The 25,999-nt window shown below is 39.2% G+C and carries 20 protein-coding genes; 11 read left to right on the top strand and 9 right to left on the bottom strand.

Features of this window, described 5'->3' with window-relative positions; translation table 11 throughout:
• Positions 1-156 precede the first annotated feature (156 nt).
• Both HQN86_RS08785 and HQN86_RS08790 read left to right on the top strand, forming a co-directional pair.
• A complete protein-coding gene (locus HQN86_RS08785; RefSeq protein ID WP_172660631.1) occupies positions 157-1,527 on the top strand; it encodes a sigma-54-dependent transcriptional regulator in 1,371 nt (456 codons plus the stop codon).
• Positions 1,527-2,888 (top strand): sensor histidine kinase, encoded by a 1,362-nt coding sequence (locus HQN86_RS08790; protein WP_172660632.1) that lies wholly within the window; start codon positions 1,527-1,529, stop codon positions 2,886-2,888. Before HQN86_RS08785 ends, HQN86_RS08790 begins: the two co-directional genes overlap by 1 nt.
• Here HQN86_RS08790 and HQN86_RS08795 read toward each other — a convergent pair whose 3' ends face one another.
• The 8 genes from HQN86_RS08795 to HQN86_RS08830 all read right to left on the bottom strand — a co-directional run bounded on the left by HQN86_RS08795 (position 2,889) and on the right by HQN86_RS08830 (position 13,388).
• The gene (locus HQN86_RS08795; RefSeq protein ID WP_172660633.1) at positions 2,889-4,154 is read right to left on the bottom strand and encodes a glucose-1-phosphate adenylyltransferase; all 1,266 of its coding nucleotides are present in this window, start codon (positions 4,152-4,154) and stop codon (positions 2,889-2,891) included.
• A 12-nt stretch (positions 4,155-4,166) separates the two neighbouring features.
• Positions 4,167-5,573 carry a glycogen synthase gene (locus HQN86_RS08800; RefSeq protein ID WP_172660634.1) on the bottom strand — a complete coding sequence of 469 codons (1,407 nt, stop codon included), beginning with the start codon at positions 5,571-5,573 and terminating at the stop codon, positions 4,167-4,169.
• 537 nt (positions 5,574-6,110) lie between these two features.
• Complete coding sequence (locus tag HQN86_RS08805; protein ID WP_172660635.1) at positions 6,111-7,361, bottom strand: sulfate adenylyltransferase subunit 1; 1,251 nt, start codon at positions 7,359-7,361, stop codon at positions 6,111-6,113.
• The gene (cysD, locus tag HQN86_RS08810; RefSeq protein WP_048904366.1) at positions 7,361-8,266 is read right to left on the bottom strand and encodes a sulfate adenylyltransferase subunit CysD; all 906 of its coding nucleotides are present in this window, start codon (positions 8,264-8,266) and stop codon (positions 7,361-7,363) included. The genes HQN86_RS08805 and cysD overlap by 1 nt, the downstream gene beginning before the upstream one ends.
• A gap of 14 nt (positions 8,267-8,280) precedes the next feature.
• Positions 8,281-8,985, bottom strand: a complete 705-nt coding sequence (locus HQN86_RS08815; RefSeq protein ID WP_172660636.1) for a phosphoadenylyl-sulfate reductase — start codon at positions 8,983-8,985, stop codon at positions 8,281-8,283.
• Between the two features lie 2 nt (positions 8,986-8,987).
• Entirely contained in the window at positions 8,988-10,502 is a 1,515-nt protein-coding gene (locus tag HQN86_RS08820; protein ID WP_172660637.1) for a TSUP family transporter, read from the bottom strand.
• Positions 10,503-10,507: 5 nt separating this feature from the next.
• Complete coding sequence (gene cobA, locus HQN86_RS08825; protein ID WP_048904363.1) at positions 10,508-11,299, bottom strand: uroporphyrinogen-III C-methyltransferase; 792 nt, start codon at positions 11,297-11,299, stop codon at positions 10,508-10,510.
• A 4-nt stretch (positions 11,300-11,303) separates the two neighbouring features.
• The gene (locus HQN86_RS08830; RefSeq protein WP_172660638.1) at positions 11,304-13,388 is read right to left on the bottom strand and encodes a HEPN domain-containing protein; all 2,085 of its coding nucleotides are present in this window, start codon (positions 13,386-13,388) and stop codon (positions 11,304-11,306) included.
• A 404-nt stretch (positions 13,389-13,792) separates the two neighbouring features.
• On the opposite strand from HQN86_RS08830, the gene HQN86_RS08835 reads away from it, so the two are divergent.
• Complete coding sequence (locus tag HQN86_RS08835) at positions 13,793-14,104, top strand: hypothetical protein (RefSeq protein ID WP_172660639.1); 312 nt, start codon at positions 13,793-13,795, stop codon at positions 14,102-14,104.
• Positions 14,105-14,118: 14 nt separating this feature from the next.
• On the opposite strand, the gene HQN86_RS08840 is transcribed toward HQN86_RS08835, so the two are convergent.
• A complete protein-coding gene (locus HQN86_RS08840) occupies positions 14,119-15,216 on the bottom strand; it encodes an alkaline phosphatase family protein (RefSeq protein WP_172660640.1) in 1,098 nt (365 codons plus the stop codon).
• A 227-nt stretch (positions 15,217-15,443) separates the two neighbouring features.
• On the opposite strand from HQN86_RS08840, the gene HQN86_RS08845 reads away from it, so the two are divergent.
• The 8 genes from HQN86_RS08845 (at position 15,444) to HQN86_RS08880 (ending at position 25,896) form a co-directional block, all read left to right on the top strand.
• Positions 15,444-16,385, top strand: a complete 942-nt coding sequence (locus HQN86_RS08845; RefSeq protein WP_172660641.1) for a metallophosphoesterase family protein — start codon at positions 15,444-15,446, stop codon at positions 16,383-16,385.
• 236 nt (positions 16,386-16,621) lie between these two features.
• A complete protein-coding gene (locus HQN86_RS08850) occupies positions 16,622-17,818 on the top strand; it encodes a metallophosphoesterase (RefSeq protein WP_172660642.1) in 1,197 nt (398 codons plus the stop codon).
• A gap of 49 nt (positions 17,819-17,867) precedes the next feature.
• Positions 17,868-18,563 carry a CDP-alcohol phosphatidyltransferase family protein gene (locus tag HQN86_RS08855; protein WP_172660643.1) on the top strand — a complete coding sequence of 232 codons (696 nt, stop codon included), beginning with the start codon at positions 17,868-17,870 and terminating at the stop codon, positions 18,561-18,563.
• Positions 18,563-18,973: a GtrA family protein gene (locus HQN86_RS08860; RefSeq protein WP_172660644.1), complete on the top strand. Its 411-nt coding sequence runs from the start codon at positions 18,563-18,565 to the stop codon at positions 18,971-18,973. Before HQN86_RS08855 ends, HQN86_RS08860 begins: the two co-directional genes overlap by 1 nt.
• A 235-nt stretch (positions 18,974-19,208) precedes the next feature.
• On the top strand, positions 19,209-20,099 hold the full coding sequence (locus HQN86_RS08865) for an alkaline phosphatase (RefSeq protein ID WP_172660645.1): 891 nt from the start codon (positions 19,209-19,211) through the stop codon (positions 20,097-20,099).
• Positions 20,100-20,392: 293 nt separating this feature from the next.
• A complete protein-coding gene (locus HQN86_RS08870) occupies positions 20,393-20,974 on the top strand; it encodes a helix-turn-helix domain-containing protein (protein WP_172660646.1) in 582 nt (193 codons plus the stop codon).
• A gap of 252 nt (positions 20,975-21,226) precedes the next feature.
• A complete protein-coding gene (locus HQN86_RS08875; protein ID WP_172660647.1) occupies positions 21,227-24,394 on the top strand; it encodes a SusC/RagA family TonB-linked outer membrane protein in 3,168 nt (1,055 codons plus the stop codon).
• Between the two features lie 11 nt (positions 24,395-24,405).
• Complete coding sequence (locus HQN86_RS08880; protein WP_172660648.1) at positions 24,406-25,896, top strand: SusD/RagB family nutrient-binding outer membrane lipoprotein; 1,491 nt, start codon at positions 24,406-24,408, stop codon at positions 25,894-25,896.
• Positions 25,897-25,999 lie beyond the last annotated feature (103 nt).

Genomic DNA, 25,999 nt, shown 5'->3' on the forward strand with positions numbered 1-25,999 from the left:
GCTAAGCCAAGTATATGCCAACTGCTCAAATAACTTTTAGACATCTGTAAATCAACTGATTAAATATAACACAAAACAAAACATGTTCAAAATCGGACACTCGATGTACATCATCGAACACTTTTAGTATTTTTGGTTAACAAATTTTTTATTACAATGATAGATGCAACCGTTTTAGTCATTGATGATGATGATGATATCCTTTTAAGTGCAAGATTATTTTTAAAGCAGCATTTTAGTCAGGTAATCACTTGTAAATCACCAAAAGAGATTAATGTATTACTAAGCCGTAATGAAGTAGATATCATTCTGCTTGATATGAATTACCAAAAGGGAGCAAGTGATGGACGAGAAGGGATTTACTGGCTGGAACATATTCTTTCCATAGATAAAGACTATGTAGTAATATTAATGACAGCTTATGGCAATGTTGAACTTGCAGTGCAGGCAATTAAAAAAGGCGCTACAGACTTCATATTAAAGCCATGGGAGAATGAAAAACTATTTGCCACACTGTCTGCCGCTTCACGATTAAGGCAGTCTAACAAAAAAGTAAAAAAGCTCGAAAGAATTCATTCTTCTTTGCAAAAGGACATCAACAGGCAGTTTGAAAACATTGTAGGAAACTCAGAACCTATAAAGCATTTACAAAACACGCTTATAAAAGTAGCACCAACCGATGCCAATGTATTGATTCTGGGAGAGAATGGTACCGGCAAGCAAGTGTTTGCTTATGAATTACACAAACTCTCGCACAGAAAGAACCAGATATTTATGCATGTAGATCTTGGTTCTTTGAATGAAAACCTGTTCGAAAGTGAATTATTTGGCTATGCTAAAGGTGCCTTTACTGATGCAAAAGACGATAAGCCGGGAAGATTTGAAATGGCCGAAGGTGGAACAATATTTCTGGATGAGATTGGCAACCTATCCATGCCATTACAGGCAAAGCTCCTAAGTGTAATTCAGAACCGTACGGTTAACCGTTTGGGCGAAAGCAAAGAGCGTAAGATCAATGTACGCCTGATCACAGCAACCAATATGCCGCTTAATGAAATGGTCTCCAAAGGTACATTCCGTCAGGATTTACTTTTCAGAATAAATACAGTTGAGCTGCTTTTACCAGGATTAGCACAACGTGGAGATGATATCCTACTTCTAGCAGGCCATTTCTTAAATACTTTTAGTACCAAATACCATAAAAGCATTCTGGATTTCGAACCTAAGGCCGAAGCTATGTTATTAAGTTACCACTGGCCGGGGAATGTTCGTGAGTTGCAGCATGTAGTTGAGCGAGCTGTAATCATGTCAGATAGCCTTAAGATCGGGGTAAACGACCTGCAACTCAGTCCACAGAAATTTGGCAGTAGCACACCCATCCAATCTGATATGGGCTTGGAGGAAATGGAAAAACTAATGGTGCAAAAGGCAATAGATAAGCACAAAGGAAACATATCAAGAGCCGCAGCAGATCTTGGATTAACACGTGCAGCACTTTACAGGCGTATAGAAAAATTCGATTTATAATGTTTTACAACCGTTTTACCTTCCGTTTAATAAGTCGCCTGCTGGTCATCAATGCACTGGCTGTTCTGTTGTTTTTTCTCATCAAAAAAACGGAGCTATGGTTTACCATAATAGGTTTAAGCATCATATTGATTGGTACAATGCTAAGCCTCTACTATTACATTAACCAGATCAGGGACGACATCAATAGATTTATTCTGGCAGTAAAAACGCGCGACAATACTTTAAACTTCAAAAATAAAGCAACCAGAGGTAGTTTTCCGGAATTGTATGAATCATTTAACGATATTATACAGGTCCAAAAGGATATACAGCTTGAAAAGGATTCTATGTTTCAGCTTATAAAAACAATTCTGGAACAGGTTCCTGTAGGTGTGATTGTAATAAAAGACGAAAGAGAAGATACAAAACATGAAGAAATTGTATTCTTTAATCAGGCTGCTGCCCAATTATTAAATGTACCTGCATATAAATACTGGCATAGGCTAGGACAACATATTCCCCAATTTGCTACCGAGATAGAATCTATTGGCAAAGGAGGTAAACGGTTTATGGAGCTTAAAATACAAGATAAACTAATCCAGCTATCTACAGAAGTAATCCCACTAAACCTTTACAATACAGACTATACCATCATATCCTTCCAAAACATTAAGGACGAGATTGAGCAAAAAGAATCAGAAGCATGGAACAGGCTCATTGGGGTTATCTCACATGAAATATTGAATTCCATTACCCCTATCAGTTCCCTTTCTAACACGGTAGACGGTATGATTGCCGATAAGCAGAGTTTAAATTTTGAAGAACTTGAAGACTTAAAACCTGCAATAAAAACCATAAGAAGAAGATCGGAAGGTTTGCTGGACTTTGTAAAAGATTACCGTTTAATAGCCGAGCTACCAACACCAGACTTACATTACCATACCATTGGCGAGATTTTGCAGCATATTAAAGTGCTAATGCAGCCCTTTGCCAGCGGCCGAAACATCATACTAAAAGTAGAGCAAACATCCTCAAAAATCAGTATAAACATAGACTTAAAACTGGTAGAGCAAGCATTGATCAACCTGGTTACCAATAGCATCTATGCACTTGAGGGCACAACAGAGCATCCTGTTATCGAGATTAACTACAGGTTAGATCAGAACAAGTTATATTTTGAGGTTAGTGATAATGGTAAGGGCATTGAACCTGAGCTATTAGAAAAGATCTTCGTACCATTCTTTACCACCAGAAAAAATGGTTCGGGTATTGGCTTAACCATTACCCGAAACATTATGAAAATGCACCAGGGAAGTTTGGAAGTAGCATCAGTTCCTTTCGAAAAAACTACTTTTTCTCTGGTGTTTAAATATCAATAATTAAATGACTGTACCATCTGGTATAATAGCACCCTTTTTCACTACTACAATACCATCCTTAACGGTATAAAGCGCATGATCGCCATCAGGTAAATGTGCACCCCCAATAATCGTCACATTGTCGCCTATTCTACTGTTTTTGTCAATTATTGCGTTTACAATTTTACAGTTGTCGCCAATACCTATCAGTGGCTTAGTGCCTTTTTCCTTCTCTATTTCAATCAGGGTCTGGTACTTATCGCTACCCATTATGTAACAGCTTTCTATATGAGTACCCACTCCAATTCTTGAGCGGATACCAATAACAGCATGTTTTATACATTTAGCCTGTAAAATACAGCCTTCGGCAATAATGGTTTTATCTAAAGTTGTTCCTAATATCTTTGATGGTGGCAACATACGGGCACGCGTAAAAATACTATGGCTGCTATCAAATAAGTTGAATTTAGGAATATCATCAGTTAAGCCAAGATTAGCCTCAAAAAACGAAGATATATTACCTATATCAGTCCAGTAACCATCGTATTGATAGCTTAACACATCATATTCAGTAAGCATTCTTGGAATAATCTCTTTTCCGAAATCTTTCTCATCTTCATTCTCAGCAAAAATCTTGATTAAAAGATCCTTATTAAAGATATAGATACCCATAGAAGCCAGATAATCCCGACCCTCTGCATGCATCTCCGGGCCAGTATCTGAAATCCAGTCGCCCAGATTAGTTTTAGGTTTTTCAATAAATGAAGTGATGATATTCTGTTCATTTGCCTTAAGAATCCCGAAATCAGGAGCGTCTTTAGCATTTACAGGTATGGTTGCAAGTGTAACCTGTACCCCACTATCAATATGTGCCTGCACCATCTCTTTAAAGTCCATCTGATACAACTGATCTCCTGATAAGATCAGTACATATTCAAAGTCATGGTTCAACAAGTGATGCATCGTTTGTCTTACCGCATCGGCAGTTCCCTGAAACCAAGTCGGATTCTCGGGCGTTTGCTCGGCTGCCAGAATATCAACAAAAGCCAGACTAAAGTGGCTAAAGTGGTAAGTATTTTTAATGTGCTTATTTAAAGATGCAGAGTTGAACTGCGTTAAAACAAACATGCGGTGTATACCGGAATTTAGGCAATTGGAGATTGGAATATCAACCAATCTGTATTTCCCTGCGATAGGCACAGCAGGTTTTGAGCGAGTTTGTGTAAGAGGGGCTAACCTAGAGCCCTGGCCGCCGCCAAGAATTACACCCAATACTTTGTCAGTCATGTTCATTCATATTTAAATTTGGTAAAGATCAATATACTGTTGTGCCGCATTATCCCAGGAATGATCGAGCTGCATCATAAACTTACGAATTTCTTTCACTTTTTTCTTATCCAAATATAATTCATAGGCACGCCCCATTGCATGGTTCACATCCCATACGCTGGTTTGGTCGTGGCATATTCCAAAACCGGCATCACCAATATCAATTACCGTGTCTTTAAGCCCTCCAATACGCCTTACAATAGGTATTGTACCATATCTTAAAGCATACATCTGGTTTAAGCCACAAGGCTCTACCCTACTTGGCATAAGCAAAAAATCTGCTCCCGCATATATTTGATGAGAAAGTTGTTCATTATATCCTATATAAGCATTGTAATTTCCGGGAAAAACATCTTTTAAATGATTCAGTCTCCCCTCCACCTGCGGATCACCGGAGCCTAGCACCAGTACATTTATATCGCCATTTGCCTGATGCAAAGCGTTGTAAAATATATCCGGTAGCAGGTCTGCTCCTTTTTCTCCAACCAATCTACCAATAAAGGTGTACAAAGGTTTTTCGGGATTCAGGTTAAAAACACTGCAAAGTGCTGCTTTGTTTGCCTTTTTACCAGCCTCAACTGTTTTAATAGAAAATTGCTTTTCGAGCATGGCATCTGCCGAAGGATTCCAGACATCATTGTCAATCCCATTTAAGATCCCTACAGACTTCCCACGCTCCTGCGCCAGCAAATCCTCCAGTCCGTTTGCCCTAAAGCTTATTTCGTCAAGGTAACTTGGAGAAACGGTAGTTACCCTCCAGGCACACTTAATTGCTGATGCAAGTGGATTGATGGAGCCTCTCCAGTCAAGCTGGCCTGATTTCCATAAGTCGAATGGCGGAATATAGTGAAGTTTGTCCCAGCCGAACTGCCCCTGATATTGGGCGTTATGAATGGTTAATATGGTAGGTACGTTGCTAATATTTCTAAACTGCTGGCAGTATGCCATCATAAAAGGCACTAAACCGGTATGATGATCATGACAATGAACAACATCAGGACGATGCTCCCATTGTGAAATCCAATCTAAAACGGATATCTGGTAAGCTAAAAAGCGTTCTGTATCATCATCATAACCGTAAACCTTTTCCCGGTCCATAAGTCCTGAAATGTGCACCAGATAAAGATCAAACCCAAGCTTATTGGTTTTCTCTCTGAAAATTCTTACAGGAAAGTTATGGAAGCCCAGTTTACTCCAGCCATCATACACCACCTCAAACTCATTCTCTTGCATAAATTTGGTCTGATAGGCAGGCATAACAACCTTAGCCACATGTCCAAGTTTATTTTGATACTTAGGCAAAGCACCAACAACGTCCCCCAAACCACCTACTTTAGCAATAGGATAGCATTCGGCACTAAGGTGTATAATTTCCATAATTTGAGGTTTTATAAATCACTCTCAAATTAGCGATTACAATAGGGAAAGCAAATAATTAAAGGAAAAAAATTTAATAAAAATGAAGTTGGTTAGTTTTTTAAAAAATGGCATACTATTCAGCGTCTGGAATCAGTTACGCTGAAGAAGCTAAACAATTCCCAGGTCTCTTCATCGCATATCCATTTTTTTCTAAGCGCAAAAACTAGCCAACTTCATTTTTATTGAATTTATAGAGGGAGACGTAAAGGGATGGAGGAGAGAAGGGAACTATCGTCACCCTGAATTTATTTTGCTGGCCAGCTACTTCGTGGTCAGGGTCCCGGACTAGGAAAACCACTTTATCAGACTAGCACAACAGGTCAAATCTACCTTGACGGCTCCTTATCGGCCGTTTAGCAGAACATTTTCCAGATTAAGCGTCTAACAAAAAATCAATTGTATTGCAAAGAGACCTAGGAACTTTTGCCCTTTTTCAGGGCAAAAGGTTCCAGACTCTGAGTAGTATATTGATTTTTTCAAAAGCAATTAAGAAAACTAATCTGCAATTGCTCTGAACATCAAAGCAGCAACAGTTAAATTAGTTCTGCTGTCAATTAAAATGGCTGCGCCATTGGCTTTGTTATCCGTGTAAAAGTCAAAGGCAAGGGCATCAGCAGTTTTGATTACAATACGGCCTATGTCGTTTAATTTAAAGTCATAAGCTTCCTGTTTTTCAAGCGTATTGATATCAACTTTGTGTATGATCTCCCGAATTTTACACTTAGTAACTTTACTATTGTGCTGCAATAAATAAGTAATGCTCTCATCAAGAGGACGTTTATCCATCCAGCATACATCCGCTTCGATCAGCTGAGAGTTTTGAGGTAAGTGATCAGAGTTTACCAATACATCACCACGACTAATATCTATATTATCTTTCAGGTGAAGTGTTACCGACTGACCTGCATGCACTTCAGAAGGAGTTTGATCAAATATCTCTATACGTTCAATTACTGAACTGGTACCCGAAGGCAATACTGTTACTTTATCATTTACATTAAATGATCCACTAAGCACACGGCCCGCATAACCTCTGTAATCATGAAGCTCATCAGTCTGAGGTCTAACCACCCACTGCACAGGCATACGGGCAAGGTTATAATCAGGTCCGGTCTCTACATCAACATTCTCCAGGAAATGAAGCAGGCTTTGCCCTTTATACCAAGGCATATGTTCTGATTCATTGACTACATTATCGCCTTTTAAAGCACTAATAGGAATAAAAGTAACATCCTTTAGGCTTAAATCAGCAGCAAGTGTTCTGTACCTGTCAGTAATCGTGTTAAATACCTCTTCGCTAAAATCAACCATGTCCATTTTGTTTAGGCATACCACAACATGCTCAATACCCAATAAAGAAACCAGGTAAGAGTGTCTGATGGTTTGCTCAATCACACCATTACGTGCATCAATTAAAATGATGGCAAGTTTGGCGGTAGATGCACCGGTAATCATGTTACGGGTATACTGAATATGGCCAGGGGTATCAGCTATGATAAACTTACGTTTCTCAGTCTGAAAATATTTATAAGCCACATCAATGGTAATTCCCTGCTCTCTTTCAGCTCTTAGGCCGTCGGTTAAAATAGCAAGGTCAATTGATCCATCATCGTTTTTACGGTTAGACTGCTGTAAAGCCTCTAACTGATCAGCCAAAATGGAATCTGTATCATATAACAACCGTCCAATAAGTGTGCTTTTACCATCATCAACACTACCGGCTGTAAAAAATTTAAGTAAATTCATTAAAAGTATCCTCCTTTTTTGCGGTCTTCCATTGCAGCTTCCGATACCTTATCGTCCATGCGGGCTCCGCGTTCACTAATCTTTGATGCGCTGATTTCAGCAATGATATCTTCCAGTTGATCTGCGTCAGATTCAACCGCGGCAGTACAGCTCATATCGCCAACCGTACGGAAACGCACTTTCTTGTGCTCAACAATGTCCTCTTCATCCATATTCAGAAACGGAGAAGCAGCCATTAGCTGACCATTACGGGTAATTACATCTCTTTCATGAGCAAAATAAATAGAAGGTAATTCAATGTTCTCCCGACGAATGTAATTCCAAACGTCAAGCTCAGTCCAGTTACTGATAGGGAAAACACGAACGTTCTCACCTTTGTGGATCTTTCCATTATAAATGTTCCACAGCTCCGGACGCTGACGTTTCGGATCCCATTGCCCGAACTCATCCCTTACCGAGAAGATACGTTCTTTAGCGCGGGCTTTTTCCTCATCTCTGCGGGCCCCACCAATACAAGCATCAAAACCGTGTGCAGCAATAGTATCTAAAAGTGTAACCGTTTGCAGAGAATTTCTGCTGGCGTTTTTACCTTTTTGCTCTACCACTTTACCCTGGTCAATAGAATCCTGAACCGAACCAACAATCAGCTTTTCGCCAATGCGTTCAATCATTTTGTCCCTATAGGTAATGGTTTCCTCAAAGTTGTGTCCGGTGTCAATATGCACCAAAGGGAAAGGAAATTTACCTGGTCTGAAAGCCTTTTCAGCTAAACGCACCAATGTAATTGAATCCTTACCTCCCGAAAACAACAAGGCAGGTTTTTCAAATTGCCCCGCAACTTCACGTAAAATGTGAATTGCCTCGGCCTCTAATTCGTCTAAATAATCTAAATTATACTTACTCATTTTCTTTGTTGCAATTACGAAGTGGCGTGTAAACCACATTCTTTTTTTGATTGATCTTCCCACCACCAACGGCCGGCTCTAAAATCCTCGCCTTCCCTTACTGCTCTTGTACAAGGAGCACATCCTATACTGGGGAAACCCTTATCGTGTAATGTGTTGTAAACAATATTATTCGTTTTAATGTATTCCTTCACCTCATCCAGCGACCAGAAAAAGATCGGGTGAAACTTGATCAACTGATTTTGCTCATCCCACTCCAGGTTGGTCATATCGTGCCTGTTTACAGATTGCTCAGATCTGATACCGGTAATCCATAGCTGATTACCGTTTAAAGCACGTCTTAAAGGTTCTAGTTTACGAATTCCGCAGCATTCTTTTCTGTTCTCTACCGATTCATAAAAGCTGCTCGGGCCCTTTTTATTCACCATTTCCTGTACAGCCTCTGCCTGTGGGAAATAAGCCAATATTGGTTTCTTATAAATTTCTAAAGTACGGTTCCACACGTAATACGTTTCTGGAAACAACCTTCCGGTTTCCAATGTAAAAACCTCAATAGGAATATCATTTGCAAAGATCATGTGTGTAATCACCTGATCTTCCCAGCCAAAGCTGGTAGAAAAAACAATCTTACCGGGATACTCACTTGCAAAGAATTTAAGTGCATCAACCGGATCAAGTCCTTTTATTTTTTCTGCTATTTCTTCTAATTTTTCCTTCATGACTAAACTAATTTGAGGATAAAGTTGATGATGCTTCTTAAGCTTACCAGAATGACAAGAATACCTACCGAAACCATAATAGTTTTAGCAGAGATCTTGTTGGATACCCTTGCCGCAATTGGCGATGCAAGTGCACTACCGATAACCAAACCTCCTACCGCCTCCCAATGTGCCCCATTTAACATGGTTATAAAGGTCAGCGAGCTCATCAACGCAATAAAAAAGCGCGTTATCTTTACTGTTCCTAATGAAAACCGGGCATTTCTTCCGCCGGCTATTAAGCTCGACAAAACAATAGAACCCCAGCCTCCGCCACCAACAGCATCAATAAAACCACCAAACAAACCCAGCAATGAAACTTTCTTTATTTTTTTCTTTGGGCCTGTTGTTTTGGCGTTTGCTTTATACGCTTTAGAAAGGATTACAAATCCCAGTATTAAAGTATATAAAGAAACAACCGGCTTGGTATAATTACTATAATGCTCTAATGATGATAACAGGTATGCTCCTGTTACCGCACCCACAATTCCGGGGATAAGCAATAACCTGAACAATTTCCAGTTCACATTACCAAAGCGATAGTGCATCCAGCCAGCTATACCGTTACTCAAAATCTCAGAAAGATGAACACCCATACTGGCCGAAGCCGGTGGAACACCCATTGCCAAAGAGAATGAGGTGGTAGTAACACCGTACGACATTCCAATCGCACCATCAATCATTGCAAAAATAAAACCGCCCAGCAAGAACCAGTAAAACATCGGGTTCAGATTTTCAATGTAAGCCTGAAATTCCGGTTCTTTATGCCAAAATGCAGTAACAACAATTACAAAAGAAAATACGATTGCCAGCCATATCAGCCACTTCATCTTACCTCTTTTGCTTTTCTCTTCCTTATCTTTAACTAAAGAAGATTCTTCATCTTCAGTTGAAGCCAATTTTTCAGTAACCAATAACGATGTTACTTCATTCAGTCTTTTAACCTTCGAAGCAAAATCACCATTAAGTGTATTTCTAAGTGCCTCCATTTGCTGCAAAGTATCATTCAACTCGTCAGGCAAACTATCATTTAACACTTCTTTCAACCGTTTTGCAATGGTTGGCGATTTACCGTTGGTAGATATTGCTATTTTAAGATCACCCTTTTTAACAATAGACCCCAGGTAAAAGTTACACAGGTCAGGTTTATCAGCAAAGTTAACCAGCAAATTGCGCTGGTCGGCCTGTATTCTGATTTCCTGATTCAGCAATCCATTATTTGTAGCTGCCACAACCAAATCTGCACCATCCAGATCGGCAGCAACAAACTCTTTTTGAAGTACTGTTACACCCTCATGCTTGTCAGCCAGTTCCTGCAGCTCCGGTAAAATCTCAAGCCCTATAACGGTAACCCTGGCATCAGGGCTATTACCTAATATTGCTGTTAACTTTTCCAAACCAACCGGGCCAGCGCCAACAAGTATGGTATGTATGGTATTCAATTTTATGAAGACAGGAAATAACTGATTGCCTTCCATAAAAACTACAATTCTTCTTTTAAAGCCTGGTAAAAATTCTTGATTGGCTGAAAAGAAGGATGTAAAGAAACCACCTGACCAAATATCAACAATGCCGGTGCCTCAATACCTTTTTCTTCTACCAGTTCCACAATCGTATCTACAGTACCCACGGCTAGTTTCTCATTCTCTGTTGATCCGCTTTGAATAGCAGCAACAGGCAATAAATTCTTACCCTCGTTCTGAAACAGTTTCACAATCTCTTTAAGCTTACCCAATCCCATCAACACCACTACGGTAGCTTTTGATCGTGCAGCCTCATAAAGGTCATTAGATATTTTTCCGGAAGAGGTAGTACCTGTTACCACCCAGAAGCTTTCGCTAAGTCCGCGGTGTGTAACCGGGATTTGCTGCAAACCAGGTACAGATATAGAGCTGGATAAACCGGGAACAACCGTTACAGGCACACTATAACCCACAGCAAAGTCCAATTCCTCATATCCCCTGCCAAACACAAACGGATCGCCACCTTTTAAACGAACCACGTGGCCGTAATTAAGGGCATAATCGATCATCAGTTTGTTTATTGCATCCTGACCATACGAATGTTCACCAGATCTTTTACCAACATATACCTTAATGGCATCAGGGTTGGCATAATCCAAAACTCCTTCATTAACCAATGCATCATACAAAACTACATCAGCAGTTTTAAGTGCATTGGCACCTTTCATTGTGATCAGTTCAGGATCACCGGGACCCGCGCCCACAAGCGTGATCCTTGGCTCTCTGTTATATATATTTTTGTGAGTGATCATTAGGTTACTCCCCTCTTGTTCCTTTAATTGAGTTATAAAAACGCTCAACATCAGCTAAGTAAGCAGTTGCAAACGCTTCTGTAGGCTCGTTTTTGTTAATTTGAAGTACCAGGTCATTAAATGAACCTTCAAGTACAACTTCTCCGGTTTCAACGTAGTTTTTATCGAACTCTCTGATCACACCAATCTGAGTGCTGCTGTTCACACCTTTATCAAGCAATAAAGCTTTGGCTGAACCAACAAATACTGCGTAAGTATGATAAATGGCATCAGACCATGCCCCAGCCTCGTACGAAGCTTTAGCCCAACCTAATTTCTCTTCAGATTCTAATAACAAAGTAGCCACAAGATCTATTACCACACCCGCACATTCACCAACACCAATAGCAGTTTCAAAAGTTTCTTCATGGCCCCAATCTACATACTCTTCGTCTTTAAGATTAGTAAGATCAGCAAGTGGTTTCAACAATTGGTAAAAATAATCTTTACCGTTTCTGTCATAATACTTGTTAAAGCCTTCTTCTTTTTCGGCTTTAGCGCCAAAGTCATTTAATAATGTTCTTAAAACATCGGTAGCACGTTTAGATGGCGCTTTAATTACACGCTCAGCTACCCTGCCTTCTCCGTTACCAACTGTACCACCGCCAAGCATTACCTGTACTGCAGGTACAACTTTACCATTAGCCTTTACAGAGCTACCATGAAAACCAATGTGAGCCAAACCATGCTGTCCGCAAGAGTTCATACATCCACTGATCTTTATTTTAAGGTCTTTGTCGTAAATCAATTCCGGATATTCCTCGTAGATCACGTCTTCCAAAGCAACCGAAAGTGACATGCTGTTTGATATACCAAGGTTACAAGTATCTGTACCCGGGCAGGTAGTTACGTCGCCAACACTATCAAACCCAGGTTTAGCAAAACCTAAAGCTTTAAGTTCAACATATAATGAAGGTAAAGCACCTTCTCTAACATATTTCAATAATAAGCCCTGATTCTGGGTAACACGAATCTCGTCAGCCGCAAAAGGACTAATTGCATCAACCAGTTTACGGGCGAGATCGGTTGGGATATCACCTTTAGTTACTTTGATGTACACACCATAAAAACCCTCTTGTTTTTGAACAAAAGCGTTAGTAGCGCGCCAGTGTTTATAGTCCAGTGAATTTACCACATCATCCAAAGCAGGATAATCCAATAATTCAGGCACCTGAGGATCAGGTACAGCATCACGGTCTATTTTAAAAGATTTTGATTTATTGGCAACACGCTCTTCTTCAATAAGCCTAACAACTTCTTCTAAGCCAAGTTTCTGAACCAGGTATTTTAAACGCGCTTTATTTCTATTGGTTCTTTCCCCGTAACGATCAAACACCCTTAGCATTGCTTCAGCATAAGGAATGATCTGGTCTTCGTGCAGAAAATCGTGAACAGGTTCAGCTAAAAATGGCTGAGCCCCTAAACCACCACCTAAAACAACTTTAAAACCACGCTCGCCCTGCTCGTTAATTTTCGGAATAAAACCAAGGTCGTGGATATAACTAAATGCCGTATCTGTTTCATCAGAAGAGAAAGAAAATTTAATCTTTCTGCCCATCTCCTGGCAAATAGGGTTACGTAAAAAATATTTAAAAAATGCATGCGCATACGGCGATACATCAAATGGTTCGTTTGGATTTATACCTGAATCCGGAGAAGAGGTTACATTACGAACAGTGTTTCCACAAGCTTCGCGAATGGTTACATCGTCACGTTGAAGTTCTTCCCAAAGCTGGGGAGTCCTGTCTAAGCTTACATAGTGAATTTGAATATCCTGGCGGGTTGTCAGGTGTAAGTTCCCGCTTGCATATTCATCAGATACATCTGCAATACGTAAAAGCTGATTGAAAGTTACTTTACCAAATGGCAGTTTAATACGTACCATTTGAACGCCGGGCTGTCTTTGGCCATAAACACCACGCGCCAAACGCAAGCTTCTAAATTTCTCATCATGGATTTTACCCTCGCGGAATTCCCTGATCTTCTTTTCAAGATCGATTATATCTTTTTCGACAATAGGATTTTCTAACTCTGTTCTAAAGCTCTGCATCTTTTGTTAGGTCTAATTTAAAAAAAGCTTCTTTGTCGGGGAGACTGAAGAAGCTTTTAAAAGTTTTGTTCCAAACAGTCCGTAGTCTTACCCTTTCATGCATTGCATGATCATGTATTTAACGCTACAATTCACTGTTTTCATAAAGCAAATATATAAAGTATATAGGTTTGGTAGTACATAGAATTGTAAAAAAAGAATTAATGCACTAATTATCAATCAGTTATTTTGCAATTTAAAACCATTCAAGATTAGCTAAGTTCGTGCTTAATAAAAGGTTACGATGCTTTAAACAAATACGCCGAGCTTTACTTCGTGTTAAGCAGCGAACAAATGTTAACATAATGATAATATGAAATTTACACTATCTTTATGTTGTTTTGTAATTCTTAAAAAAATATGTCATGAAAGATAAAAAAAAGGGATCAGCTATCAAATCTGCAATCAAGGAACTTCGTAAATCATTAAACACTCAAATAGCCACAGGAATTGAAGCAGTAGTTACAGGATTGGACTACAACCCGAAAGATGCCAAAAAAGAAATCAATAAAGCAGCAGCTAAATTAGCAAAAAAACTATCTAAAAAACTTAAAGTAAGCAGCTCTGATCTAATTGAAGCAAGCACTGTAACTAAGAAAGCAGAGGCTCCAGTTAAAGAAGCCGCTGCCACTGCTAAAGTTAAAAAAGTAGCTACCAAAGAGCCCGCTAAAAAATAACGCTGTATTAAGCATTATTTAAGAAAGGAAACAGACTCAACTCTCTCTCCTACCGGGTGGTTGGCAGTAAACTTAAAGCCAAGAAAATGAGCTAAGGTTTGCGCAAACTGTTCCTGATAAATCTGCCCTTCAGTTTTCATTTCTCCTTTGGGCGGTGTATCAGGGCCTAGAACAGCGAACCATGTTTCGTTAGAGTGAGCCGTCTCTGATCCATGACTAACCCAGCCTTTATCTATACCACGACCATGATCCGGGCAAATCATAATAGTTGTATTATCCTTATAGAAAGGATCGGCCTGAAGGCTTGCCCAAAGACTTGCAATCATTTTATCCAGATAATTAGCGGCATCAAGAAAAGAATCATATTGCCCGGCGTGCCCGAACTCATCAGTATCTATGAAATCTATGTAAACCAGTCGTGGGTGATTCGCTGCTATATAGGTTTTAGCCAGCGCATAAGTTGTTAAATCGAAACGCTCTGAAGTACCGAACGTATTGGGTAAAAAGTACTGTAATTCATTGGCCAGCTTTTGAGCCTCGGTTAAGTTTGCACCTTTTACATCCTCGTAAGGGTTATACAAAGGCATTTTATTCCTATTACGGTTCACTATGTTTCCTACTGCAGCCCAACCTGCAAAAGTTACCACCTTATTTTGATAGCCTTTTTGTTTATTGATAAACTCAAGTACGTTTTCGTTCGGATTATCCGGATAGCTATTCGAATTAATGGCCGGATCATAGTAACCACAAACTGTTTCACTCCTACCAGGATAAGAGAACCAATATTTGTTTTTAACATTCACATAATTCTTTAGGTCGCGGTTACCATATAGCTGCCCATGTTTCGCAATAGTATTCCAAAAAAAAGGCATCAGTTTTTGTCGGCGCTCATTTGCAGTTGGCGCCCAATACTTTTTAACCAACTCTGTTGAATCCTGCCTGCGATATTTTTTTTGGAACAATAATGAAGAATCTGCACCCTTGAAAATTTCCTGCCAGCGATACCCGTCAATAGAAATAAGGATTACGTTTTTTGTCTTACCTTTTTGGGCAAAGGAAGAGACAGCTGCCGCCATAAAAACCAAGGCAAACACAAGTAATTTTGTTTTCATAATTTTTAGTATATATAAACTTTAAGATTTAATAACAATAATTTAACAATTAGATATTTTTAAGTTAAAACAAGTCAAAAGACACTATATTAACTATATACACGAACAACAACAAACCTACTTCTATCTTCAAATGTTTACAAATATTAAAAATATACTTCATTTATTGCAATTTTTATTTTACAATTGTATTCTAAAAAAACGGCTCCAAACTTCGACTTACAGGTATGAAAAGACGCAACTTTTTAATCAACACATTGATTGGCACCGGCAGCCTTTCAGGAATACAAAATCTATACGCAAAAACAGAAGCCTCCGCAGCCTTATCCGGCAAAAAACCTTTAATGCGTATTGGTATTTGCACAGACCTTCATCAGGACCTGATAAAGGACGGCGAAAAAAGACTGCAGTCGTTCATCAACGAAATGAACCAGCGTAAACCCGACTTCATTATTCAAATGGGAGACTTTTGCATCCCTAAGGAAAAGAACAAAAACTTAATGGGAATCTGGAATCAATTTACCGGACCAAAATATCATGTAATAGGAAATCATGATACAGATGGTGGTTTTACACATGACCAGGTTGTTGATTTCTGGAATGCCAAAGGAAAATATTACTCGTTTGACACCAATGGCTATCATTTTGTGGTGCTAAACGGCAATGAAAGACCAGAAGGAGATACTTCCAAAGGATATCCAAGATCTATGAATCCAGCACAGATAAAATGGATGAAACAAGATTTGGAAGCAACGAATTTACCTACAATTGTATTTTGTCATCAGGGTATAGATAATGATCAGGATGGCTTAAAAGAAGGAGCCTTGATCCGTTTAATATTTGAAAGAATAAACAAGAAAGCAGGGTTTAATAAAATTCAGTTCGTTTTTAGTGGCCACCATCATGAAGACTATCATAATGTTTACAACGGCATTAATTATGTACAGATCAATAGCATTTCCTATCAGTTTACCCATCCGGTTACAGGTTACGATTTTGCACACACTAAAGAACCCCTGTGGGCATTTTTAACAATTTACACCAATGGCACTGCAGAAATCAAAGGCCGTAAATCGGAATATATGGGGCAAGAAGCCACACAAAACGACCCCGATTATAACGGATACCCCAATGTACCCTATATTTCGGACAGAGCAATTAAGATTTAATTTGCTTTATCATCCTTTAAAGCGGACATTCTTTAAAACTGACGTCATTCAAGAACCGACCTCATTCGAGAACCGAGGTCATTCAAGAACTGGCCTCATTCGAGATGACGTGCATTATGTCGAGATGACGTGTATTATACTATTACACCCCCAACAATACACAGTAATGTCATATTGAGTAACATACCAAACACTTTGCCATCCAAGCTGTAATTTTAATTCGTTTATAAAACTACATGAAGAGAAGAATCAGTGTTTTACCACTTGCTATAATAGCAATACTACTTTTTGTTTTGAACTGGTACGTGCTTTCGGGCATCAGAACAATAAGTTCAAATTCACTTACCACCCCACTTTTCTGGGGTTTTATCGTGCTCACCACCGCCACCCTAATTTATTCCATAATAAGAATGCGCGACAATGGAATGGACCTGCTCTTTAAAATAACCACTCATGTTTTTCTGATCCTGTTTGTTACAGAGGTGATATTTTCGGCATTCCTGCTGCTGGGCGATACATACAGATTGATAACGCAAGGCGCCAGAAATGTATATTGGGTTGAATTTGCCCTCCTGGTCGTCCTACTCGTAATCCTAATATTTATCTACGGCATGATTAAAGGAAAATATGCCTACAGGGTAATTAAGCATACCTTATTTTTTGATGATCTGCCGTCAAATTTTGATGGCTTTACCATCACACAAATCTCTGATGTACATGCCGGAAGCTTTAAAAATCCAACAGCAGTACAAAAAGGCATCGACCTGATCAAAGCGCAAAATTCTGACCTCTTTGTATTTACCGGCGACCTGGTAAACAACAAAGCAGAGGAGATTACACCCTGGATTGATCATTTCAAACAGGTAAAGGCACCATACGGACAGTTTTCTGTTTTAGGAAACCATGATTACGGCGACTATGTACCATGGAGAAGTGAATCAGAAAAGAACGCAAATCTACAACGACTAAAAGAATACCATGAAGAGCTGGGCTACAAATTATTACTCGACGAAGAGGTAACCTTACACAAAGACGGGCAAAAAATAGTGTTGGCCGGAGTAGAAAACTGGGGAATAGGTTTTGGCGAAAGAGGAGACTTAAACAAAGCTTTAGCAGGCACCAGTCTCAATGACTTTAAAATATTACTTTCACATGATCCATCACACTGGGACGCAGAAGTAGTAAAACACCCCTCAAAAGTTCACCTTACCTTAAGCGGACACACACATGGCATGCAATTTGGGATAGAAGCATTTGGGATCAAATGGAGCCCTGTAAAGTATCGCTACGCACATTGGGCAGGTATAACAAGCAGGAATGGTCGATATTTAAACATCAACAGAGGCTTTGGTTTTCTTGGATTTTCTGGCAGGATTGGTATATGGCCAGAGATAACTGTAATAGAATTGAAAAAATCGCCTGAAATAAGTTAAAATACCTACTTTTGTACCTTGTTATAAAAAGCATATTTGCAACCCCTGAATGGAAGAAACACAAGATCTGAAAAGGATATTTCAAGACAGAAAAAGAACTAACATCCTAAGAAGTGCCGAACAAAACACCATTTCTTACCTCGTAAAACGAGTTCCTTCGTCCATCAGCTCAGATATGCTAACCTTTACAGGTACTTTTGGATCGCTTCTGGTTCTTGCAGGTTTTATTTTAGCTACATACGACAACCGCAGCTTTCTATTGCTTGGTATATTAGGCTTAGCAATTAACTGGTTCGGCGACTCACTTGACGGAAGAATAGCTTACTACAGAAACATTCCAAGAAAATGGTACGGCTTTTCTTTAGATATCATAATGGATTGGGTAAGCACGGTACTTATTGGATTGGGCTATATGGTATATGCCAGAAACGAATACGAACTTATCGCATTCGTTTTTGTGGTTTTATACGGATGGGCAATGATCATTTCTCAGTTACGCTATAAGATAACTGACATCTACAGCATCGACTCGGGCATTGTAGGCCCTACCGAAATCAGAATTATTCTGGCCCTGATACTTATCGCCGAGGTTCTTTTCGGACACTTAATAGAATATTTTGCGGCAGCGATCTGCATCACCTTGTTTATCATTAACTTTTTAGATACCAGAAAACTGCTAAAACTTGGCGATATTCGTGACAATGCAGAGCGAGAAGCTCGTTTAGCCAAAAAAGACAGTGTTTAATGAGTAAAAAAAATGCCGTATTTGTTTTTGCCAAAGCCCAGCTTTCTGCCTTTACCGGCGGAATAGTTGACTATCTGGTAATGATATTATGCACTGAATTACTAAACATTCATTACACCATTTCTATTGCCATCGGCGGAATCGTTGGCGCAGTAGTTAACTTCTCTGTAAACCGCTACTGGACTTTTACCACTGCAAATGCAAATAAGGCCCCGGTTGGACAACAACTCATTAAATTTATATTTGTAGTTGGCGGCAGTATTTTATTAAAATCATCGGGTACCTATTTGCTCACTACCTGGCTAAAGATAGACTACAAAATAACCAGAATCATGGTTGACATCATTGTATCTCTGGGCTTTAACTACGTTTTACAGAAATACTGGGTATTCAGAAGAAAATCTCTTTAGTCGGCTTAAATCAACCTTATCTTATTATTGAATATTTGTAATATTTTTATTTGTTTAGTTTTACTAAACAAAAATATACATATATTTAACTTCTGAAAGAAAAAAACAGCCGTGCCGTACGCGCCCACGATCCTGATGCCTAGGCACAAATGCGTTCGAGATAACGAAGAGAACGACGGCAGCTTTAAGACGACAGATTGTTTTAGTAAAATTTTAAACCACAAATAACAAACAAATGAAAAGATTAATTATTGCCTCCTGCCTATTGTGCTTTACTATGCAGCTTAATGCGCAGGTAAAAAAAGTAAAACATGTTGTTCTAATTGGATGCGACGGATTTGGAGCCTATGCAGTACCTGATGCTAAAATGCCCAACCTAAGAAAGTTAATGGAAACAGGATCATGGTCGTTAAAAGCCAGATCCGTATTACCTTCTTCAAGCGCTGTGAACTGGGCGTCTATGCTTATGGGTGCCGGACCAACTGAGCATGGCTTTACAGAATGGGGCAGTAAAACTCCAGAAATTCCTTCGGCTACTACCACTAAATATGGTCTGTTCCCATCTATTTTTAGCGTAATCAGAGATCAGAAACCCAACGCTAAAACTGCAGTAATTTACAGCTGGCCGGGCATTGGACCACTAGTAGAGAAAGATGCGATCAGCATTGTAGTACCAGGCAATGATAACGACGATTTTTGTGCGGATACTGCCGCCACCATTATCAAAAGAGACAAACCTTATTTCACTTTTATCCACCTTGATGAGCCAGACGGAACAGGCCACGGCATTGGACACAGGACCCCTGCCTATTACGAGCAACTTCAAAAAGTTGACATAAGAATTGGAAAGATTGTACAGGCAGTTAAAGACGCAGGCATAGAGAACGAAACCATCATTATACTATCTGCTGATCATGGCGGAACGGGCAAAGGACATGGCGGAAAATCTTTAGACGAAGTACAAATTCCATGGGTAATAAATGGCGCAGGAGTTAAAAAGAACCACGAGATTAAGGATGTAATTATCACATATGATACTGGCGCAACCATTGCCTGGATACTTGGATTAAAAGCCCCTCAAAGCTGGAGAGGAAAAGCTGTAGCAGATAGCTTTTCAGGAATATAACATAGTTGCGCCCCGGCATATATTACACAAATATAAATACGGTAAAAGACGTAATGAATACATAATAAATAAAGGATTGAAATACCCTTGCTATACCGTTGATATACCCTTGAATTACCACCAGGGTATCCCAACGGTATAGCAAGGGCATAGTAATAGTAACTTAATTATGTTCTTATATTGTATGCATATAGTTATTATTATATATTCAATAGCAACTCACAATAATTGATGGTAAGTTACACCCCTCCGAATTCCAAATTTTATTTACTTTTGGATAAAACGCGAAAACCATGGAAGACGATATTATCCTAAAGATCAGCTACAGAATAAAAGAAATACGAAAAGAAAAGAACATTACCATACAAGAGCTCGCTAATAGAGCCGGAGTAAGCAAGGGCTTGATCTCCCAGATTGAAAATAACCGTACCATCCCATCGCTACCTGTTCTAATGAACATTGTACACTCCCTAAATCTTGATCTGACTGGTTTCTTTAAAGACATCTCCCCTGCCAATCATCAGGAAAAGGTTTTTGTAATCCGCGCCAGCGAATATAAACCACTAAAAAAAGAGGCAGCCAAAGGATTTAATTACCAGCGCATACTTGCCCGCAACATCCATGGAGGTCCTGTAGACTTTGTATTACTGGAACTTAAAAAAGGCGCACGTCGCAATAAAATGGTAACCACCGATGCGTTTGAATACAAATACCTGATAAAAGGAAAAATTGAATACCTGATAGAAGATAAGAACTATATTCTGGAAGAAGGAGATTCTATTTTCTTCGATGGAAGGTTAGGCCACAACCTATCTAATATTGGCGACTCTGACGTGCTCATGTTAGTTGTTTACTACTTCATCACAAACGACTAATTAATACTTTCTTTCTTACAAATAGTTTATAAATACTAAATAGAAAATCACCGGATTTAAGCTATTGTGAACTATTTATCTTAAAATATGTCGTTAAAATACAAAAAATGACATATACAGTAACTATTATATAATTTTTTGCCTAAAATTATATATTTAAAAGTTTAGCATTTCTTAACATATTGTTTACATAAAGTATTTACATTTGTATAAATACTAAACAATAGTATAGCCAAACTAAACTTTTAAAATATGAAAATTTGTTACTTATTAAAAAAGACAAGTCTGCTCACGGTAGTGATGTGGCTATTAACTTTCGGCATTACTTATGCCCAAAGTACAATTACAGGTTCTGTAGTTGATGAGAACAACCTGCCACTGGCGGGAGCTTCTGTAAAGATTAAAGGCAAAAAAAGTGGAACGACCACAAACACCGAGGGTAAGTTTAGCATTTCTGCGCCCTCAAACACCATTCTTGTAATTAGCTTTATTGGTTACGCACCAAAAGAAGTTAATATTGGTTCACAAAACTCACTAAATGTAAAGCTTGATCCTGACCAGAGCGCTTTAGACGAAGTAGTAGTAACTGCACTGGGTATTAAAAAAGAGAAAAAACGTGTTGGTTATGCCGTACAGGAAGTTAAAGGTGAATCGTTACAGAAAGCGATTGCACCGAATGTGCTGGAGTCGCTTACGGGAAAGGTAGCTGGCTTAACCATCACCAACAATGGTGGCGACTTTTTCTCTGATCCGGGTATTTATTTAAGGGGGCGTAAACCACTATTGGTGGTTGATGGGGTTCCTAACGATACCGATATGTGGAACATAAGTTCGGACGATATAGAAAACGTTACTGTGTTAAAATCTGCAGCAGCCTCGGCACTTTATGGTTCCCGCGGAATCAATGGTGCAATTCAGATCACCTTAAAATCCGGAAAATCAATAGATAATGGCACAACAGTTTCTATCAACTCTTCTACAACCTTTCAGGGCGATTTCATCCGTATCCCCAAAGCACAAAGTCAGTACGGACCGGGAAATGCCGGCCAATACTCGTTTGGTACAGGAGCTGCAGGCGGTGGCGGCACAAATGATTTCGATTATTCCATCTGGGGGCCAAAGTTTGACGGCAGATTAATTGCTCAATATGATTCACCAATTGATCCTAAAACAGGTAAAAGAATTCCTACACCTTGGGTTGCCAGATCAACTGATAATCTGGGTAATTTCATGGAAACAGGAATAGTAACCTCAAATAACTTCTCGGTACAAAATCAGGGTGAGCATGGTAACTTTGTAATCTCTAACACGTACAAGTATTCAAAAGCTTCTCAACCAGGATCTAAATTAAATATTAACATTACCCGTTTACGTGGTGAATTTAAAATATCTAAATTAATTAGTCTTGAAGGTTCATTACAATATGACTACCAAAACTCAAATAATCGCTTACGCGCTGTATACGGACCCACATCAATCATCTACAACCTGGCTATTTGGGGCGGAGCTCATTTTGATGTAAGAGACTTTAAAAACTACTGGGTGCCAGGAAAAGAAGAGGTTCAGCAATACTTTGTGGAGAATTGGAGATACAATAATCCTTACGCTTTAGCTTATGCATGGCAAAAACCTTATGAAAAGAATGACATACTTGGAAATTTAAAACTAAATTTCAACATAAACAGTAAGCTTAACGCATTTATTAGAACCACATTAAATACGTATTCATTAACTGATGAGGAAAAGATAGCAGTAAGTATTTACAACTATGATATTGGTGACCGAGGCGGTCGTTATCGTTATAGCCACGACAAGATAGCGGAATCTAACACTGACCTTTTACTTAGCTACTCAGATAACTTCCTTAACAAAGATTTTAGTGTAGAAGCTACCTTAGGCGCAAATCAACGCTTTCACAATGCAGACTTCTATAGTGCTTCTACTACGCAATTAGTAGTGCCTGGAATCTATAAATTAAGCAATTCTGTTGATCAGGTTACACCAACCAGTTCAAAGTATAAAAAAGGTGTTTACAGCGGTTATGGCTCAGTTGATTTAGCCTATAAAAATTGGGTTTTCTTTGGTTTTACCGGCAGGGTTGACAATTCCTCTACACTACCTAAGAAAAATAGCACGTTCTTTTATCCATCGCTTTCACTTAGCACCGTGCTGACTGATGTTTTCACTTTTCCTAAAGCTATCAGTTTCTTAAAGCTCAGGGCTTCATATGCTAAAGTGGGCGGCGATTATGACATCAGTAACGGTACTTATCAATTCTATAATGCAACCAATGCCTACACCACAGGAAGCCGGTATCGTAATCTGCCAACGGCAACATATCCAAGCATATTGGATAATCCTGATATTTCGCCCGAATTTAACAAAAGCTACGAGTATGGAGCTGAAGCGCGCTTTTTCAATAACAGATTTGGTTTTGAATTCTCTTATTATGAGAACAATTATGGCCCACAGATCTTTACACAGCGCTTTTCTGAAACTTCTGGATATACCGGAATTCAATTAAACGGAAGAACTACTCAAAGAAGAGGAACCGAGGTTTCTATAAATGCTATACCTGTTAGAACAGACAATTTCACCTGGTCGACGCTTGTAAACTTTGACATGGGGAAAAATTATCTGACCTCTTTACCGCCCCTACCTGATGGTTCCCCTCAAACTCAGGAAGGAAGAACTAAGGTAGGTGCACGATTAGATGATTACTGGTATAATGAATGGGAAAGATCTCCGGACGGTCAGTTGGTTATTCAGCCTAATGGCTTACCAAGAAGAACAGATGTAGTGCGTTTGGTAGGAAACACACAAGCCAACTTTACATTGAGTATGGGCAACACATTTACTTATAAGGATTTTTCCCTTAACTTTTTAGTTGACGGCAGGTTTGGCGGGATAACTTACGATAGTTATGAAAGAGATTTATGGAGATCGGGCTCACACCCTGATGCTATACATCCTGAAAGGGAGCTTTCGAATATTGCGTATGCAAACGGTGGCGACCCTAAAACCATGCAAATACCGGGTGTAAAAATAGTAAGCGGAGAAATTACTTATGATCCGGAAGGAAAAGTTTTGACCGATACCAGAAAATTTGAAGCCAGTACTTATAAAGTAGATTATCAAAACTGGGCAGGTAGCTACAAAGGTGCCTGGGAAAATAATGTTATCGAAAAAACTTTTGTTAAACTAAGGGAGCTAACATTAACCTATAGCTTGCCAGCCAAGTTCTTAAAACAACGCTTTATCAAAAAAGCATCATTATCACTTGTAGGCAGAAACTTACTGTACTGGACCAAGGATAAGACTTATGGCGACATGGACACCTATACGTTGAGCACGGGAGATACTGCTTTACAACATCCGGCACAACGGACATATGGTTTCAATTTAAACTTTAATTTCTAAAACTTTTGATGATGAAAAATTATATAGCAAAATCAATAGTAGTATTGATAATCATAAGCCTGACAAGTGGTTGCAAGAATTTCGACGACCTAAGGGACAATCCTAACAACCCCAACAAGGTTCCACCAAGTCTGTTGTTTACAGCAGTTATACCAACACCCGTATCGTCATTTTCTGATGAATACATAAATGCGCAGTACCATCTTTGGTCGGCTGTTGACAATGCATCGGCAGTAAGTTACCGTTTTGGCAGTGGCACTTTTAGCTATGCTACCCTTCGTAACATTGACAAGATGGAAAAGGAAGCGGCAACAACAAATGCACCGGTTTATAGCATTATGGCCAAGTTTCTACGCGCTTACAACTATGTAGAAATGACAACGAGACTTGGAGACATTCCGCTTTCGGAAGCCATGAAGGGCGCTGAAATACCACAGCCAAAATACGACACACAGAAGTCGGTATACATTCAATGCCTGAACTGGTTAACAGAGGCGAATAACGAATTAGGTGCATATATCAGCACCCATCCGGGAGAAAAAATAGCCGGCGATTTTTACTATAATGGCGATTTAAAGAGCTGGCAAAAAGCAATAAATGCGTATACAATAAGGGTATTGATATCGCTGAGCAAAAAAGCAGATGATGCAGATTTGAAGATTAAAGATCGCTTTTCAGCTATCATCAACAACCCGGCTCAATATCCGTTAATGGCTGGTTTGGGAGATAATATGCAGATTACTCATAGAGATGAAGATGGTTTTAGAGGAAATTACAATCCAAATGCCGCAGTGTATCGCGTAAGTGTGGTATTGGTTGATACTTATGTAAACTTGCTAAAAACTTATATGGATCCGCGTTTACAAAAAGTAGCAGATCCAACACCTAAGGCATTGGCCGCAAATCCAACAAACGAAACAGCTGTAAGGGAAGATTTTAACTCGTATGTGGGTGCTGATATCTCTGCAAGTGGAGCAACGAATGTTTCCAGAAAGCTGAATGGAGAAATATCTTATCCTAACGAGAGGCGCTTTTGGAATTTTATAGGCCAGCCATCTATTTTGATTGGCTATCCTGAACAGGAATTAAATATTGCCGAAGCCGCACATTTGGGATGGATTGGTACTGGCGCAAAAACCCATTACGACAATGGCATAAAAGCATCAATGGATTTTTATGGTGTTGATGGCAGCGTAACCGCTACTTATCTAACAAACAACGCTCCATATCTATTAGGTGCTGCCGGTTTAAAAAGAATACATGAACAAATGTATTTGGCCCTTGCAGAAAACTCAGGCTGGGAATCGTTCTTTATGACCCGTAGAACAGGAGTACCTACATATAAATTCTCTACTGAGAATAGTGTTACTAAAATTCCGGTTCGATGGGCTTACCCTACTGCGGAAGATACAGACAACAGAGCGCATTACCGAGCAGCACTAAGGTCGCAATTTGGGACAGAAATAGATGACAGAGACCAGATCATGTGGTTATTAAAATAAAGGTTAGTTTATATTAGCTGAGGGCCGTTTAAAAGCGGCTCTTTTCACTAATTTTATATGATCCAACAAACACCTAAACAATACAACTACCTGAAAAACAATT

Origin of the sequence: Pedobacter panaciterrae, from assembly GCF_013204795.1 — a bacterium.
Taxonomy (GTDB): domain Bacteria; phylum Bacteroidota; class Bacteroidia; order Sphingobacteriales; family Sphingobacteriaceae; genus Pedobacter; species Pedobacter panaciterrae.